This is a genomic window from Polyangium mundeleinium, assembly GCF_028369105.1.
Classification (GTDB): Bacteria; Myxococcota_A; Polyangia; order Polyangiales; family Polyangiaceae; genus Polyangium; species Polyangium mundeleinium.
The window spans coordinates 12,418,724-12,434,493 of the sequence record NZ_JAQNDO010000001.1 but is presented as its reverse complement, the minus strand read 5'-3'; the positions used below and the strand labels follow the sequence as shown (position 1 = coordinate 12,434,493).

7 protein-coding genes are annotated in these 15,770 nt (G+C 67.7%); 6 read left to right on the top strand and 1 reads right to left on the bottom strand.

Annotation, left to right across the window (positions count from 1 at the left end):
- The first annotated feature begins 26 nt into the window (after positions 1-26).
- The 6 genes from POL67_RS49240 to POL67_RS49215 all read left to right on the top strand — a co-directional run bounded on the left by POL67_RS49240 (position 27) and on the right by POL67_RS49215 (position 13,451).
- The gene (locus tag POL67_RS49240) at positions 27-512 is read left to right on the top strand and encodes a peptidylprolyl isomerase (protein ID WP_271929229.1); all 486 of its coding nucleotides are present in this window, start codon (positions 27-29) and stop codon (positions 510-512) included.
- 50 nt (positions 513-562) lie between these two features.
- Positions 563-3,214 carry an MGH1-like glycoside hydrolase domain-containing protein gene (locus POL67_RS49235; RefSeq protein WP_271929226.1) on the top strand — a complete coding sequence of 884 codons (2,652 nt, stop codon included), beginning with the start codon at positions 563-565 and terminating at the stop codon, positions 3,212-3,214.
- Positions 3,211-7,854, top strand: coding sequence for an AAA family ATPase (locus POL67_RS49230; protein WP_271929223.1), 4,644 nt, complete (start codon positions 3,211-3,213; stop codon positions 7,852-7,854). Before POL67_RS49235 ends, POL67_RS49230 begins: the two co-directional genes overlap by 4 nt.
- A 121-nt stretch (positions 7,855-7,975) precedes the next feature.
- Positions 7,976-10,117: an alpha-amylase family glycosyl hydrolase gene (locus POL67_RS49225; protein ID WP_271929221.1), complete on the top strand. Its 2,142-nt coding sequence runs from the start codon at positions 7,976-7,978 to the stop codon at positions 10,115-10,117.
- A gap of 23 nt (positions 10,118-10,140) precedes the next feature.
- Positions 10,141-12,180, top strand: a complete 2,040-nt coding sequence (locus tag POL67_RS49220) for an alpha-amylase family glycosyl hydrolase (RefSeq protein WP_271929218.1) — start codon at positions 10,141-10,143, stop codon at positions 12,178-12,180.
- A 47-nt stretch (positions 12,181-12,227) separates the two neighbouring features.
- Positions 12,228-13,451, top strand: a complete 1,224-nt coding sequence (locus tag POL67_RS49215) for a cytochrome P450 (RefSeq protein ID WP_271929215.1) — start codon at positions 12,228-12,230, stop codon at positions 13,449-13,451.
- Between the two features lie 3 nt (positions 13,452-13,454).
- Here POL67_RS49215 and POL67_RS49210 read toward each other — a convergent pair whose 3' ends face one another.
- Positions 13,455-15,632 (bottom strand): hypothetical protein, encoded by a 2,178-nt coding sequence (locus POL67_RS49210; RefSeq protein WP_271929213.1) that lies wholly within the window; start codon positions 15,630-15,632, stop codon positions 13,455-13,457.
- Between the last annotated feature and the right edge of the window lie 138 nt (positions 15,633-15,770).

The following is a 15,770-nucleotide window of genomic DNA, read 5'->3' as shown; positions in this document are numbered from 1 at the left end:
GCCCCATGGCAGCTCTCGCTGGCCGAGTGTCCGTTCTCCTCGCGCTCGCGTTCGTCTGTCCCGCGTGCACCTCGCTCGCCACGGGGCCGGACTGGACGGGGGGCGGGCTCGAAACGATCGGCCCTGCGCGGGCGGCCGAGCGCGAGGCCGTCGAGGAGCGCGAGCGTCAGCGGATCGCCCGCCTGCCGACCCGCATCGGCGCGCGCCACATCCTCGTCATGCACCAGCGCTCCCAGCAGCGTCCCGAGGACGTCACCCGCACCCGCGAAGAGGCGAAGCAGAAGGCGCTGGAGTGCCTGCGCGCGTTGCGGTCGGGCGCGGCGTGGGCGTCGGTCGTCACCGAGTGCTCGGACGAGCCCGGGGCGGGTGATCGCGGCGGGGATCTCGGCCAGTTCGAGCGTGGCGCCATGGTCAAGTCCTTTTCGGATGCCGCGTTCGAGCTCCAGATCAACGAGATCAGCGAGGTTGTCGAGACCGCTTACGGTTTTCACATCATCCAGCGCACCGAATGATCCTGCCCCTCGGGCGCTTGGGGGGCCTCGAACCCTGATATGTTCGAGGCATGCAGGCGTGGAAGACCGAGGAGCACCATCGACTCGCCCAGGCGCGCGAGCGTGTTCTTCGCTGGAAGGACTGGGGGCCCTACGTCGCGGAGCGCGCCTGGGGCACCGTCCGGGAGGACTACAGCGCCAGTGGGGATGCCTGGGGGTATTTCCCGCACGACCACGCGCGGAGCCGCGCCTATCGCTGGAACGAGGACGGCCTCGCGGGGATCTGTGATCGCACGCAGATCCTCTGCCTCGCCCTTGCCTTGTGGAACGGCCGCGATCCCATTCTGAAAGAGCGCCTCTTTGGCGTCACCGGCCCCGAAGGCAATCACGGCGAGGACGTCAAGGAGGTCTACCATTACGAGGACGCGACCCCGACGTCGAGTTACCTCCGCTTCCTCTACAAATATCCCCAGCGTCGTTATCCGTACGAAAAGCTCGTCGCGGGAAATCGCACGCGCGGCGGCGACGAACCCGAGCTCGAGACCTGGGACCTCGGCCTCTACGACGAGGGTCGATACTTCGACGTCACCGTCGAATACGCGAAACGCGCGCCCCATGACATCTTGATGGTCGTCACCATCGAGAACCGCGGCCCCGAGGATGCCCCGATTCACGTCTTGCCGCACCTCTGGTTCCGCAACACCTGGTCGTGGGACGAGATCGTCGTCGCGCCGCCCGAGATCCAAGAAGGCGAACGCGGCGAGGGGTTCACCTCCCTCCGCTGCAATCACCACGATCTCGGCGCCTTCCACCTTTACATCGAGGGCGACGACACGACCCTCCTTTTCACGAACAACGAGACCAACACCGAGCGCCTCTTTGGCTCGCCGTCGCGCACGCCGTACGTCAAGGATGCCTTCCACGCTCGCGTCGTCCACGGCGACGAATCCAAGACAAACCCCGCCGGGCGTGGCTCGAAGGCGGCGGCGTGGCGCATGTTCAACGTACCCGCCGGGGGCCGTGTCGTCCTCCGTGCGCGGCTCTGCCCCGAGCCCGAGCGGGCTCCGTTCGAGGGCTCGGACGAGCTCCTCGCGCAACGCAAGGCCGAGGCGGACGCGTTTTACCTGGCCATGCAAGGCCCGCACATGTCCGACGAGCGCCGGACGATCCAGCGCCAGGCCTCCGCGGGCCTGCTCTGGTCCATGCAGTTTTACCATTACGACGTCGACGTCTGGCTCCGCGGCGACGCGCTCGCGCCGCCGGCCGAGCGGCTCCGCGGCCGAAACAAGGACTTCCGGCACCTCTCGGTCGCCGACGTCATCTCCATGCCCGACAAATGGGAATATCCCTGGTTCGCGGCCTGGGACCTCGCCTTCCATGCGCTCGCGCTCGCACCGATCGACATGGACCTCGCGAAAAATCAGCTCAAGCTGATGGTCAAGGAGTGGTACCAGCACCCGAACGGACAGGTTCCGGCCTACGAATGGGAGTTCGGCGACATCAATCCCCCGATCCTCGCCTGGGCCGCCTACCAGCTCTACAAGATCGAGCGCAAACAGAGCGGGAAGGGCGATCGTCTTTTCCTCGAACGCATGTTCCATAAACTGCTCATCAACTTCGCCTGGTGGGTGAACAAGCGCGACGCCGAGGGAAACAACGTCTTCGAGGGCGGCTTCCTTGGCCTCGACAACATCTCCATCTTCGACCGCAGCGAGCCGCCGCCGCCCGGCATGAAGCTCGAACAGGCCGACGCGACCGCGTGGATGGCGATGTATTGCATCGACATCATGCGGATCGCGCTCGAGCTCGCCATGGAAAACTCTGCGTACGAGGACGCCGCGAGCAAGTTCTTCGAGCATTTCCTCCGCATCGCCTACACCTTCCACCACGCCGAGCCCCCCGAGATCCCGCTATGGGACGACGCCGAGGGGTTTTACTTCGACATCCTCACGGTCCACGGCGAGCCCCACCACCTGCCCGTGCGCTCCATGGTCGGCCTCATTCCCCTCTTCGCCGTGCACGTCATCGGCCCCGAGGTCTATCGCAAGCTCGACAACTTCCGCCGCCGCATGGAGTGGTTCCTCGGGAAAAACCCCCACCTCGCCGAGGCCCTCATCAAGCGCCCCGACGGCCGGTACGTCCTCACGGCCGTCCCGCCCGGAAAGCTCGAACGCGTCCTCGGCCACCTCTTCAACGAGGACGAGTTCCTCTCGCCGTTCGGCCCGCGCTCCCTCTCGAAAGAGCACCAGAAACGGCCTGTCGTTCTTTGGCAGGGCGAACGCCGGCTGGAGGTGAGCTACGAGCCGGGGGAATCGAGGAGTCGCATGAAAGGCGGGAACTCGAACTGGCGTGGTCCCGTCTGGCTGCCCACGGCATACATGATTTATCGCTCGCTCCTCCGCCTCGAACACGGCTTCGGCGACGTTTTGTGTATACCTGCCACGCGCACGCACGGGCCCCGCACGCTCCGCGAGGCTGCCGACGAGATCGCGACGCGCCTCGTCGCCCTCTTCGAGCGCGGACCCGACGGCAAGAGGCCCGTGTACGGTGACACCGACCTCTTCCAGTTCGACCCGCATTTCCGGGACAACCTCCTCTTTTACGAATATTTTCACGGAGACACCGGCGAGGGGCTCGGGGCCTCGCACCAGACCGGCTGGACGGGCCTCGTCGGGGATCTCGTGCTGCGACTCGAACGGCATCGGAGGGACGAGTTGGCATGAGCGGCCTGGGGAAAGGGGACGAGCGCGGGCAAACGACCCTCGCCGGCCTCCTCGCGTCTGGAATGCAAACCCCCGAGGCGGCCGCGCGCCTCACGCTCGCGCTCGCCCTCGCGCTCGACGAGCTTCATCGCGCAGGCCGTGCCCACGGCGATCTCTCGCCTGCGACGATCCTCGTCGAGCCCGCGTCGGGCGACGCATTCCTCGCCGACGCCGGCCCTCGCAGCGGCGCCGATGGGCGTGGCCCGGTCCGCGAGTCCTCGCTCGCGTATGCGGCCCCGGAGCGCACGCGGCGCGCGAGCCGCGGCTTCGACGGACGCGCCGATCTGTATTCGCTCGGCGCCATCCTGTATGAAATGCTCACGAGCGCGCCGCCGTTCGTCTCCGCCGATCCCTTGGCGCTCGCCCACGCGCACCTCGCGCGCGCGCCCGTGCCCGTGCACGAGCGGGATGCGGCCATCCCGCGCGTGCTCTCGGATATCACGCAGAAGCTCCTCGCGAAGGCGCCCGCGGAGCGATACCAGGCGGGCCGCGCGCTCGCGCTCGACCTCGAACGATTCTTGCGCGAAGGCCCCGACGCCGCGCCGTTTCCCCTCGGCACCGGCGACGGTCCCGACGATCGGCGTATCTGGGACAAAACCTTTGGCCGCGAAGCGGAGGCCCGCGCAATTGCTGCATCCGCGCGGCGGGCCATGTCGGGCGCGCCCGAGCTCGTGCTCGTCGTGGGTCCGGCCGGCTCTGGAAAATCCACGCTCGTCGCAGAGGCGCGCGAGCAAATCATCCACCAGAGTGGCCTGTTTGTCGCGACGAAACCCAAGGAAGGCGCAGCGCCCCGCGCGCCCCTCGCCGAAGTCGTCACGGCCCTCGCGCGCCGCGCCCTCGCCGAGCCGGAAGCGCGCCTCGACGCGATCCGCGCGCGCCTCCTCGTGGCCCTCGACGGTCAGGGCGCGCCGCTCGAAGACCTCGCGCCCGACGTGGCCCTCGTCCTCGGACAATCGCCGCCGCTGCCCGATCTCGGGGCCGCTGAAGCACGCCGCCGCGTGGGGCGCGCGGTTTGCCTGTTCCTTCGGGTCTTCTGCGAGCACTGGCCGCTCGTCGCCGTCTTTTTCGACGACCTCGATCACGCCGATCCCGAAACGCTCGCCATTCTCGCCGACGTCCTCGCTGACGAGGGCATCTCGCGCCTGCTCGTCCTCGGCGCGGCGCACGAGGAGGACACGGCGCCCGCGCAGCCGCTCGGTGCATTCCTCGAATCCATCACCCCGCGTGGCGTCACCCTTCAAAAGATCGTCCTCGGCCCGCTCGAATCCGAGGACGTCGGGCGTATCGTCGCGAACGTCCTCTCCGTCGCCGAGCACGAGGTCGCGACGCTCGCGCGCCTCTTGCACCGCAAATCACGCGGCAATCCTTTCCTTGTCCTGCACGTGCTCGACGCCCTCTTTTCCGAGGGCCTCGTCGATCGGGATCCTACGACGAACGCCGTTCGCTGGGACGAACGGCGTATCCTCGAAGTGCCCATTCCGGATGACGCTGCCCGTTTCGTGGCCGAGCGGTTGAGCAAGCTCTCGCCCGGGGCGCGCCGCGCCCTCGCTGCTGCGGCCGTGCTGGGGCATGGATTCGAGCAAGACAAACTCCAAGGGATCCTCGGCGCGCCCGAGGCCGATCTCTCCGGACCGCTCGCCGAGGCGATCGATCTGGGGATGATCGTCCCGGGCACCGGCACCTACCATTTCGTGCACGAAAAAGTGCGCGAGGCGGCCCGATCGCTGCTCGAAGGGGACGAGCGGGCGCGCGTGCACCTCGCGATCGGCCGCGGGATGCGCGCCGAGGCCGGCGCCGAAGGCGATCGCCTCTTCGAGATCGCCCACCATTTTCGTGAAGGCGCCTTGCTGCTCGACGACCCGGACGAACGCCTCTCCGTCGCGCATCTGCTCTTCGAGGCGGGCCGCAAGGCCCAATCGCAGGCAGCTTTCCACGTCGCCGTCGATTTCTACGACGCCTCGGCCGCGCTCCTCTCGGCGTCCGCGCTCGCCTCCGATCCGGCGTTTGCCCTCGTGTTCTTCTCCTCGTGGGCCGAATGCGTGTATATCGAGGGACACGCCGAACGCGCCGAGGCACTCTTTTCCGAGGCGCTCTCGCACGCGGGTACGCCGCTCGAACGGGCGCGCGTGCACGGGCAGCGCCTCGCCCTCCAGGTGTCGCGCGGCCGTTATATGGATGCAATCTCCGCCGGGCGCGAGGGTTTGTCCGAGCTAGGCGTTCTTTTGCCCGAACGAGGGGCCGAGGCCGCTTCGCTCCCTGCGGCGCTCGCCGATATCGCGCGCCTCGTCGGCGGGCGCACGCCGGAGGACCTCGTCCGCGCCCCGCGCATCGCAGATCCGCGTGTCGTCGCGCAGCTCGATCTGCTCACGGCGCTCGTCCCGCCCACGTACATCGCAGATCAGGCGCTTTACCTCGTCGTCATCGTACGGCTCGTCGCCGCCTGCGTCGAGCACGGCCACGCCGACGTCGCGTCGTACGCGTACGCCAGTTACGCGCTCATGCTGGCGATGATCCTCGGCGACGGGACGGCCTCGCGGGCTTTTTTCGAGCTCGCGGCGTTGCTCGAAGATCGCATCGAAAACCCGGCGCTCCGCGGCAGGACGTCCTGGACCATCGGCGCGTGCTCCACGCCGTTCTTGTCCGTCCGGCGCGCGCTCCCGTTCGTCGAGCGCGCGCTCGTCCGTAGCCTCGAAGTGGGCGACGTCCCGTACGTCTCGTATTCGCTTTATCTCGGCGTCGCCCTGCGGTACTGGGCGGGCGAGCCGCTCGCCTCGGTGCGCGAGGCCTGGGCCAAAGCCACGGGGATCCTGCCGGGCGTGCGGGATCCGCTCGCCACATACACACTCGCCGCATTCGGCCGGATGCTCGCCGCCCTCGACGGGCGCACGCGGGCGCCGGCCTCGTTCGACGGCGACCATTTTGACGACGTAGCGTTTGTCGAGACGATTGAGCCCAATTCCGGATATGCAGCGTGCATGCACCACGCCCTGCGGACGCAGCTCTGCTTGCTCCACGGCGATCTCGACGGCGCGCTCGTATGGGCCGAGCGCACCGAGGGGCAGATGGCCGCGAGCATGTGGCTCTACCTGGAGACCTTCGCCACCTTCCTCGTCGCCCTCACATTCGCGGTGCGCCTCGCCGGCGCGGACGAGGCCGAGCGCGCGCGCTTGAAGGAACGCCTCGCGCCGTACCACGCGAAGCTCGGCGCCTGGCTCGGGCTTTTTCCGGACAACTGGCTCCCGCTGCATCGCCTCATCTCTGCGGAGATTCACGCGGCGGAGGGGCGTCACGGCGAGGCCCGCGAGCTCTACGACGAGGCGATCGAATCGGCCCGGACAAACGGATTCGTCCACCACGAGGCGCTCGCCTCCGAGCGCGCGGCGCATTATTACGCCGGCCGCGGGCGGCACGAGCTTTCGCGCCCGTACCTCGAAGCGGCGATGCGCGCGTATGCGCGCTGGGGCGCGAGCGCGAAGGTGCGCGACCTCGAAGCGCGGCACCCCGACGTCTTTGGAGGCACTTCGCCCGAACAGGGGGGGAGCGGCTCCGCGGACAAACCGGCGCGCGTCGCCGAACGCCCCTCGCGCGGCGGCAGGTCGCTCGACGCGATGGCCATCGTGCGGGCGGCGCAGGCCATTGCCGGCGAAATCGACCTCGATCGTCTGCTCGAACGCCTCCTCCGCACGGTGCTCGAGGTCGCGGGCGCCGACCGCGCCGCGCTCGTCCTCGCGCGCGAAGGGGAGCTTTTCGTCGGCGCCAGCTTGACTGTCGACGGCGCCGAGGTCGGCTCCATGCGCCCGCTCGCCGAGGCCTCCGGCGTCGCGCCGAGCGTCGTGCAATACGTCGCGCGCACGCGTTCACAGGTCGTCATGGGTCGCGGCGCGTCCAGCACGCCGTTCGAGGCCGATTCTCACCTCGGCCTCGCCGCGCCCCGATCCTTCCTCGGATTGCCGCTCGTCCACCGCGACGCCCTCTCGGGCGTCCTTTATCTCGAAAATCGCCTCGTCGAGGACGCATTCTCGGAGGACCGCGTCGAGCTGCTCTCGCTCCTCTCGTCGCAGGCGGCGATCGCCCTCGAAAATGCGCTCCTCCTCACCGATGTGCGGCGCCGGACGGACGAGCTCGCGCGGGCGAACGATGGCCTCCAGGCCGAGCTTTTGCGCCGCGCCAAGGCCGAGGCGGAGCGCGCCTCGTTCGAGCAGGCGATGATCGAAATGCAGCGCGCGCGCCTGGCCGAGCTTTCTGCGCCGCTCGTGCCGATCACCGACAAGGTCATGGTGATCCCGCTCATCGGCGCGATGGACGCCGGGCGCGCCGAGGATCTCCTGCGCGTCGCGCTCGAAGGCGCGAGCAAGCGGGCCTTGCGCGCGCTCATCATCGACATCACGGGCGTCCGTGTGGTCGACACCCACGTCGCGAGCCGCCTTCTCGACACGGTCCGCGCGGTCGAATTGCTCGGCGCCGAGGTCGTGATCACGGGTATCCGAGGCGACGTCGCGCAGGCGCTCGTGAAGCTCGACATCGACTTCGGCGCGAAGGTCCCCACGCGGAGCACGCTCCAGGCGGGGATCGCGTATGCCCTCTCCCGCGGTCGACGCTAGAATCGATTCGAACCAGGAACCTTTGCCAGGAGCCGCCGATCCGTCCCCCGCGCTCGGTCGTCGCTTCGTGCTCCACGCATGACGAACGGCCGTCCGGTGTGGTAATGCATAACGAGGAGCCATGCGAACGACGTCCTTCCTTCACGCATGGGTTTTGGTGCTCGGGCTTGCCTCCGCGGGCTGCGGCGGACCCGAATTCCCGCGACGTGATTGCGCGACCGTGATCTGGGCCGAACCCGGCTCGGGAGGCGACATCCGCGTCGAGGGGAGCTGGGACGGCTGGGCCGAGGCGAAGCCCTTGGAGCAACGCGACGACGGATGGTTTCTACTCCCATTGAATCTTTCTCCCGGGGAGTACGGATACCGCATGGTCCAGGGGGGCAAGCGCTCGCTCGACCGGCTCAATCCGTTGACCACGTGGAAGGGCGAGGAGGAGGTCTCGCTCGCGATGGCCGAGAGCTGCGGTGCGCCGGAGATTCGTGTCGACGCCGTCGACGTTTCTGGCGATGAGGTCACGGTGAGCGGCGTGTTTCTGGCGGCGCCCGAGGGATCCGCGCTCGACCCTGCGTCGCTGCGGGCCGAGCATCGCGGCGGCGGCGAGATATTGCCCTGGAACGCCCAGGCGGCGGACGGGCGATTCACGTTCGTCGCGCGCGGGCTCGGCCGCGGTAAGCATACATTCACCCTCCGCGGCGCCGATGAATCCGGCGCCGAGGCGAGCCCAAAGATCGCCGTCGCGTGGATCGATCCGACGCAGAACGCGTGGAACGAGGGGCTCCTGTATCACCTCATGATCGACCGTTTCCGCGGCGACGGGGGCGCGCCGCTCGCGCCGCTACCTCCGGACAAATCCGGCTCTCGCGCGGGCGGGACGCTCGACGGCGTGCGCGCGGAAATCGAGCGCGGCACGTTCGACGAGCTTGGCGTCACGGCGCTCTGGATTTCGCCGGTCTACACGAATCCGATCGAGATCCGCGAGGGCCGCGGCGACGGCCGGCCTTATGAGGGATATCACGGCTACTGGCCGCTCGAATCGCGCGGGGTCGAGCCGCGGATCGGCGGCGAGGACGCCCTCCGCACCATGGTCGACGAGGCGCATCGGCACGGGATCCGCGTGATCTTCGACCTCGTGCCGAACCACGTCTACGAGCACAACGAGCGATATCTCGCGAACCGGAACAAAGGCTGGTTCAACGACGGCCTCGACAAATGCGTGTGCGGCTCGCCTGGCTGCGGCTGGAGCGAAAAGCTCTCCACGTGCTGGTTTACCTCGTACATGCCCGACGTGCGATTCGAGCACCCCGATTCGATGCGGGCCGAGGTCGACGACGCCATCTTCTGGATGAAGGAGTTCGACGCGGACGGCGTGCGCATCGACGCCGTTCCCATGATGCCGCGCGCGGCCACGCGCCGGATCACGCACGCATTCGGCCGCCTCGCGGCCGGCAAGGACGCGCTCTTCTCGATCGGCGAGGTCTTCACCGGCCCCGGCGCGGCCGGCATCGAGAGCATTCGGTATTTCCTGGGCCCGCATACCCTCTCCGGTGCCTTCGATTTCCCGCTCATGTGGAAGCTCCGTGAGGTCTTTGGCCTCGACCGCGGCAGCCTCTCCGAGCTCGAAGACGTCCTCGTCTCGACCGACGCCGCCATTGAAGGCTCGGGCGCGGTGCTCGGCCGCATGCTCGACAACCACGACACCTCGCGGTTCGTCTCCGAGGTGACGGGCGACGGCGCGAACGACCCCTGGTACGACAAACCCGCGCAGCCGACGGATCCCATCGTGTATGCGCGGGCGAAGATGGCGCTTGCGTTCATTCTGACGCTGCACGGTCTGCCCGTTCTTTATTATGGCGACGAGCTCGCGCTCGCGGGCGCCGGGGATCCGGACTCGCGCCGGGTGATGCCAGATCCTGCGGCGATCGGCCCTTTGCAATCGGAGGTGCGGGACCTCGTCCGAAGGCTCGGCCAGTTGCGCCGCTGCTCGCTAGCGCTTCGTACGGGCACGCGCAGGCCCATCGTGGCGACCAAGGACGAATATGCTTATTTGCGGGACGCGGGGGATGGGGATCCCGTGCTCGTGTTTTTCGCGCGCAAGACGGCGCTCGTCTCCGTGCCGACCGGCGCCGTGCCGCTCGGCAGCTACGTCGACGTTCTCTCCGGCGAGACGATCGAGATTACCGCCGGCGGCGCCGTTCCGCTCGAAGCCCACTCCTTCCGCGTGCTCGTGCGCGCGGGGAGCCCTTGCCGCAACCCCTCACCTTGACGGGCCTCCGAATGAAAACTTCGATGAATACGTTCACAGCGCTCGCCCTCTCGGGCCTCCTCGTCGCGCCGCTGCTCGGCGCGGCGTCTTGCTCGAGCGACGACCTCAATGGCTTTCAGCCGCCTGATGGATTGGGCGGCTACGATCCCGGGGAAAAACCCCCGGTGCTCAGCGGCTCCGGCTCCGGCGTCGGCGCGGGTGGCCCCACGGGCCAGGGCGGCGCGGGCGGCGGCGAGCCCCCGGGCCCGCCCATGTGTGACGATAGCTTGAAGCGCTGCGATTACATCTTCACGCTCGCCGACATGGGCCAGACCAGCGTGGTCGTGCGCGGCAACTTCGCGGCCGACGGCTGGGACGTGGGCGTCCCCATGACGAAGGCGAACGGGCAATGGGAAGCCACTGTCCCGATTCCCTACAACCAGCCCGTCCAGTACAAGTTCGTCATCGATGGGAACAACTGGATCAACGACCCGGGCAACCCGAACACGATCGACGACGGGTTTGGTGGGAAAAACAGCCTCGTCTCGCCGACGACCTGCGACCCCTGGACGTGCGACGATCCGCCGGAGGACAGCCCCGTCGAGGCCTGGCGCGACGCGGTCCTTTATTTCGTCTTCGTAGACCGCTTCCTCGACGGCGACCCCTCGAACAACGGCACGGCCGTGCCGAACGTCCCGACGGCGTCCAATTACCAGGGCGGCGACTGGCAGGGCGTCGTCAACAAGATCAAGGACGGGTATTTCACGAAGCTCGGCGTGAACTCCCTCTGGCTCACGGTCCCGATCGACAACACCGAGCTCGCCGGCTTCGGCAACGACGGCAAGAACTACAGCGCTTACCACGGCTACTGGCCGAAGGACTTTTACAAGGCCGAGGAGCGCTTCGGCACGATGGCGAAGCTGAAGGAGCTCGTCGACGAGGCGCACAAGGTGAACATCACCGTCCTCATCGATTATGCGGCGAACCACGCGCACGACTCGGCGCAGGTCTACAACGACAACCCGAGCTGGTTCTGGCCGAACGCGAACGGCAGCGGCGGCAACTGCGTTTGCGGTGAGGGCTGCTCCTGGGACGGCGCGACCACCGAAAAATGCTGGTTCACGCCCTACCTGCCCGATTTCAATTACGAGAACGCGGCGGCGCGCAAGTACAGCATCGACAACATGGTCTGGTGGTGGCAGCAGACGGGCATCGACGGCTTCCGCCTCGACGCGTTGAAGCACATGCACATGTCGTGGCTGACCGAGCTCCGCTCGCGCGTCACGGCCGAGATCGACTCCGTCACGGGCAAGCATTTCTACATGGTCGGCGAGACGTACACGGGCGACAAATCGCTCATCAAGAAATACGTCAATCCGTCGACCATGCTCGACGGCCAGTTCGATTTCCCGCTCCGCGCGGAGATCTGCTCGAAGATCCTCATGCGCCAGGGCACGATGCAGCAGCTCGAAGGGTTCTTGAACGGCAACGACGACGCTTACGGAAATGGCGTCATGAGCACGTTCATCGGCAACCACGACCTGCCGCGTGTCATTCATCTGGCCCAGCAAAACCCGCTCTGGAGCGATTCCTGGGACGGCGGCAAGAACATGAACTGGCAAAACCAGCCGGGCCTGCCCGCCGGTCAGGACGCATTCGAGCGCATGGCGAACGGGTTCACGCTCATCATGACCACGCGCGGCGTCCCGCTCATCTATTACGGAGACGAGATCGGCCTGCCCGGCGCGGGTGACCCGGACAACCGGCGTTTCATGCAATGGAACGGGTACTCCGCCGGCCAGACCTTGCTCCGCACGCACCTCGAAAAGCTCGGCCAGATTCGCAAGGATCACGTCGCGCTCCGGCGCGGCAAGCGCTCGTCGCTATGGGCCTCGAACGATACGATGGCCTACAAGATGGTGCACTCGACCGAGACGGTCTACGTCGCCATCAACCGCGGCGACACGCAGGGATCCGTCGGAAACTTGCCGAGCGGCAACCTCACGAACTTGCTCACGGGTCAGGCCGTGAGTGGACCCACCGTAAACCTGCCGCCGCGCAGCTCGATGATTCTCGTGCAGTAATTTTCCACGTCCGGCGGGCGTCGTCATGGCGTGCTATGCATACGCTCATGACGACGCCCGCACCTCTGCGTTACGATCCCATGGATCCTTCGTTCACCAAGGATCCGCACCCCTTGCTCGCTCGCTTTCGTGAAGAGTCGCCCGTCTACCACTGGGAACAGGGAGGCGGGTACATCTTCTTCCGTTACCGCGATTGCATGGCGCTTCTGCGAGAGTCGAGGCTCGGAGTCGATCCCACCCTCGGCGCCGGCTTTCCTCCCGAATTGAAGGCTGCCTACCCCGAGTTCGTTGCGCTGCGCGAGAATGACCTCTTCATGGTCCCCCCGGCGGCGCACGCGCGGCTGCGCAAGCTCTTGAACCCGACGTTCGGCCCGCGCGCGGTCGAGGCGCATCGCCCGAAGGTGAAGGCGATCATCGACGCGCTGCTCGACAAGCTCCCGAAGGAGGGCGAGGTCGACATCTCCACCGAATTCACCCGGCAATATCCCGTGCGGGTGATCGCCAGCATCCTGAACATCCCCTCGGACCACGTGCCCGAGTTCGTGGCCTTCGCCGAGGCCCTCATCTCCACGATCATGCCGGGGCTCTCGCCCGAGCAATTCGCGGCGTGCATGCCGATCATCTCGCGCGGCATGACGATCGTGCGCGCCGTCATCGCCGATCGCCGAGCGAACCCGATGCCAAACGATCTGACGACCGAGCTCATCAATGCGTGTGATGAGCAGGATCGGCTCTCCGACGCCGAGCTCGTCTCGCTCGTCGCGGGTCTGCTCGTCGGCGGCACCGACACCACGTACCACGGGACGAATCAGGCGATCCTGACGTTGCTCCAGCACCCCGAGCAGCTCGCGATCTTGCGAAATGAGCCGAGCCTCGCGCGGAATGCCTTCGACGAGACCCTCCGGTTCAACATCTTCGGCCGGGTGCCGATGGTTCGGTATGCAACCGAGTCATTCACGTACGGAGATGTTCACCTGGAGCGGGGCCGGCCCGTCTTCCTGTTCCTGATGTCGGCGTTCCGGGATCCGGAATATCTGGCGGATGCGAACGCGTACGACATTCGCCGCCAGCACACGGGGACCCACTGGTTCGGCCTGGGTCCCCATTTCTGCCTTGGCGCCTCGCTCGCCCGCATGGAGGCCGAGATCGCGCTCCAGAGCCTGTTCGCGCGGTATCCGAAGGTCGAGGTCGCGGGCGAGCCGGTCTACGGGATGCACCCGATCATGCGCACCATGGATCAGTTCCCCCTCCGCGTCAGCGCTTCGGCCTAACGCTCATTCAGGACAAACCTTCCGCTCCGCGAGCGTCTTCCCGTCGATCCCGAAGACCACGATGTCTTTGCCGGTTACGGCAGCGCCGATCACGCCATACCCATAACTCGACAGGAGCTTCCGCTCGGGCCGGCGCACCTCGCCGTTCGGCCCGAGCTCGATCGTGACGACCTCCCGCGCGAAAGGCCCGGTCGCGGCAATCAAGAAGCCGTCGACCGTGCCGATCACGGACGGATTTCGCAGCAGGGCGTAGGGCCCGGATGCGAGCGACGGGGCGCCGATCGCCTTTCCCGTGTCGTCGAGGCGCGACACGCGGATCACGCTGGTCTCGGTCCGCTCGGTGCCGGTCACGCACGCGACGAGCAGCCCCTTCGGGCCATGGCCGAGCGCGCAATCGCCGGGCTGGAAGGGGAATCGCGCCGCCGGCGCGGGCTGCGAGACGATGCGCGCGGCGCCATCGAGCAACGCCGTCACGACCGCGCCGCCGCGCGCATAGGCGACCACGAGGCCCTTGCTCGTCCAGGCGAGCCCGGGCTTGCGCGTCATGGGGTCGCCGGGCAGGCGTGTCGTTTTTCGCATGGCGCCGGCCTCATCGATGTTCCCGACCTCGACGGCGCCATGTTCGTCGATCCACGCCGCCGCGAATCCCCCGGGCACGCGCGCGAGGGATGGATCGCGTCGACCTGCCGCCGCGGGAAGGACGGTGCGCGTCGTCGTTTTTCCTTCGCGATCGATGCGCGCGAAAATCATCTCCTCCTTTTCGAGGAGGAGCGCAGCCCAGCCGCCGTCGTCGAGCGGAAGGACGGACGCCGCGCCCGCGTGTGGCTGCAGGCGCAAGGTCTCGGGCGCGGGGCGCGTGCGTGCGTCGCACGGGCCTGCCGGGGTCGCCTCGCTCGGTGCCGGTGCTTCACGGCAGGCGAGGTGGGCGGACACGACGGCTGGCTTTTTCCCTTTCTGCAATCGATCCCGGTTGTACACGACGAGCCATTTTTTTTCGGTCCAGAGGACGGCCGGCATTTCCCCGGACGAATCCTTGTCGTGCAGGGTCAGCGGCGGCGTCGCGACGCCGTTCGGTTCCACGACCGTGATCAGCGCCTCCGGATCCCGCGCGACGATGACCGACGCGTGGAAATGCGCCTCGTAGGCCACCGCGAACCGCGCGCCGTCCCAGGCGAGGACGGGCTTGCGTGGCGACGCAATCGGATCGGGGTGTGTCGCGACAACCCGCGGCGCGAGCTTGGGGTTGCCCGCGGCGTCCAGGACCGCGAGCCATATCTTGCGGTCCTGATCCCAGGCGACGGCGAGGCCCGCGGGCGTGGGCAAAAGGAACGGATTGACCCCGCCCTGGAGCGTCGCGCCCACGCCCGAGAGCCCATTCTCCGTGAGGCGCCGGATCTCGATCGTGCCGCGCGTCTCGCGCGAATGCCAGCCGACCCAGTACGCCTCGCCGTCCCACACGATCGAGGGGACGCCGGGATTCTCGCCCGTGGAGAGCTCGAAGGTGCGCTTGACCTTGCCCGTCTTCGCGTTGACGAGCGCGACACGCACCGATTCGTGCATGGGATAGGGGCCGCGTGTCCAGGCGACGGCGATCTCGTCCTTGCCCCACGCGATCGCGGGCGTGCCGTCGAGCCGCGGCGAAGGATCGATGCGCGCCGACCAGACCGGGCGATCCTGGGCGTCGAGCCGCACGAGCTCGATATCGGCCTCCTGCTGCGCGTGATACACGACCGACGCGACCACGACGTCGCTCCCGCGGAAGGCCCCCACGACGTGCGAGCGCTCGTGTTTGTCCGGGAACACGATTTCGCGCACGCTCTTCGCCGCGCCCGAGGTCTCGAGCCGCGCGACGAACGCCTTCTGGCTGTCGTGATCGAGGTACACGTACCCCGCGCCCGCGTCCAGCTTGCCGAGCGAGGGCCGGTCCTCGTAGAAAAACGCGACCGCGCCGCCGGCGATGTCCACCGAGGCGCGCTCCTCGAGCCCGTTCGCGCACGAGGACGGCGGCGCCTCGACCCCCGGGACCGACAGCGTGGGGCCCTGGTCCGGCTCGGGCCTCGTGGGCGCCGCGACCGGCTCGCTCTTCATGGGCGCGACGGGGGTGCCACATCCGAGCCAGAGAACCATGAGCGCGGCCGGGAGGCCGAGGGAAAGGCGCTTGCCTCGCAAAATCGTCATCATCGTGCTCCTCCAGGCCAGGCCACGAGCAGGCTGAGCCTAACGCGCCGCCCGCCGCCCGTCCACGGCCCAGCGCCGCGCCCGCCGCCCCGAACCTGGGGTTTCTTCGAAGTCGGAATGCCGAGTGATTCCACATTCGAG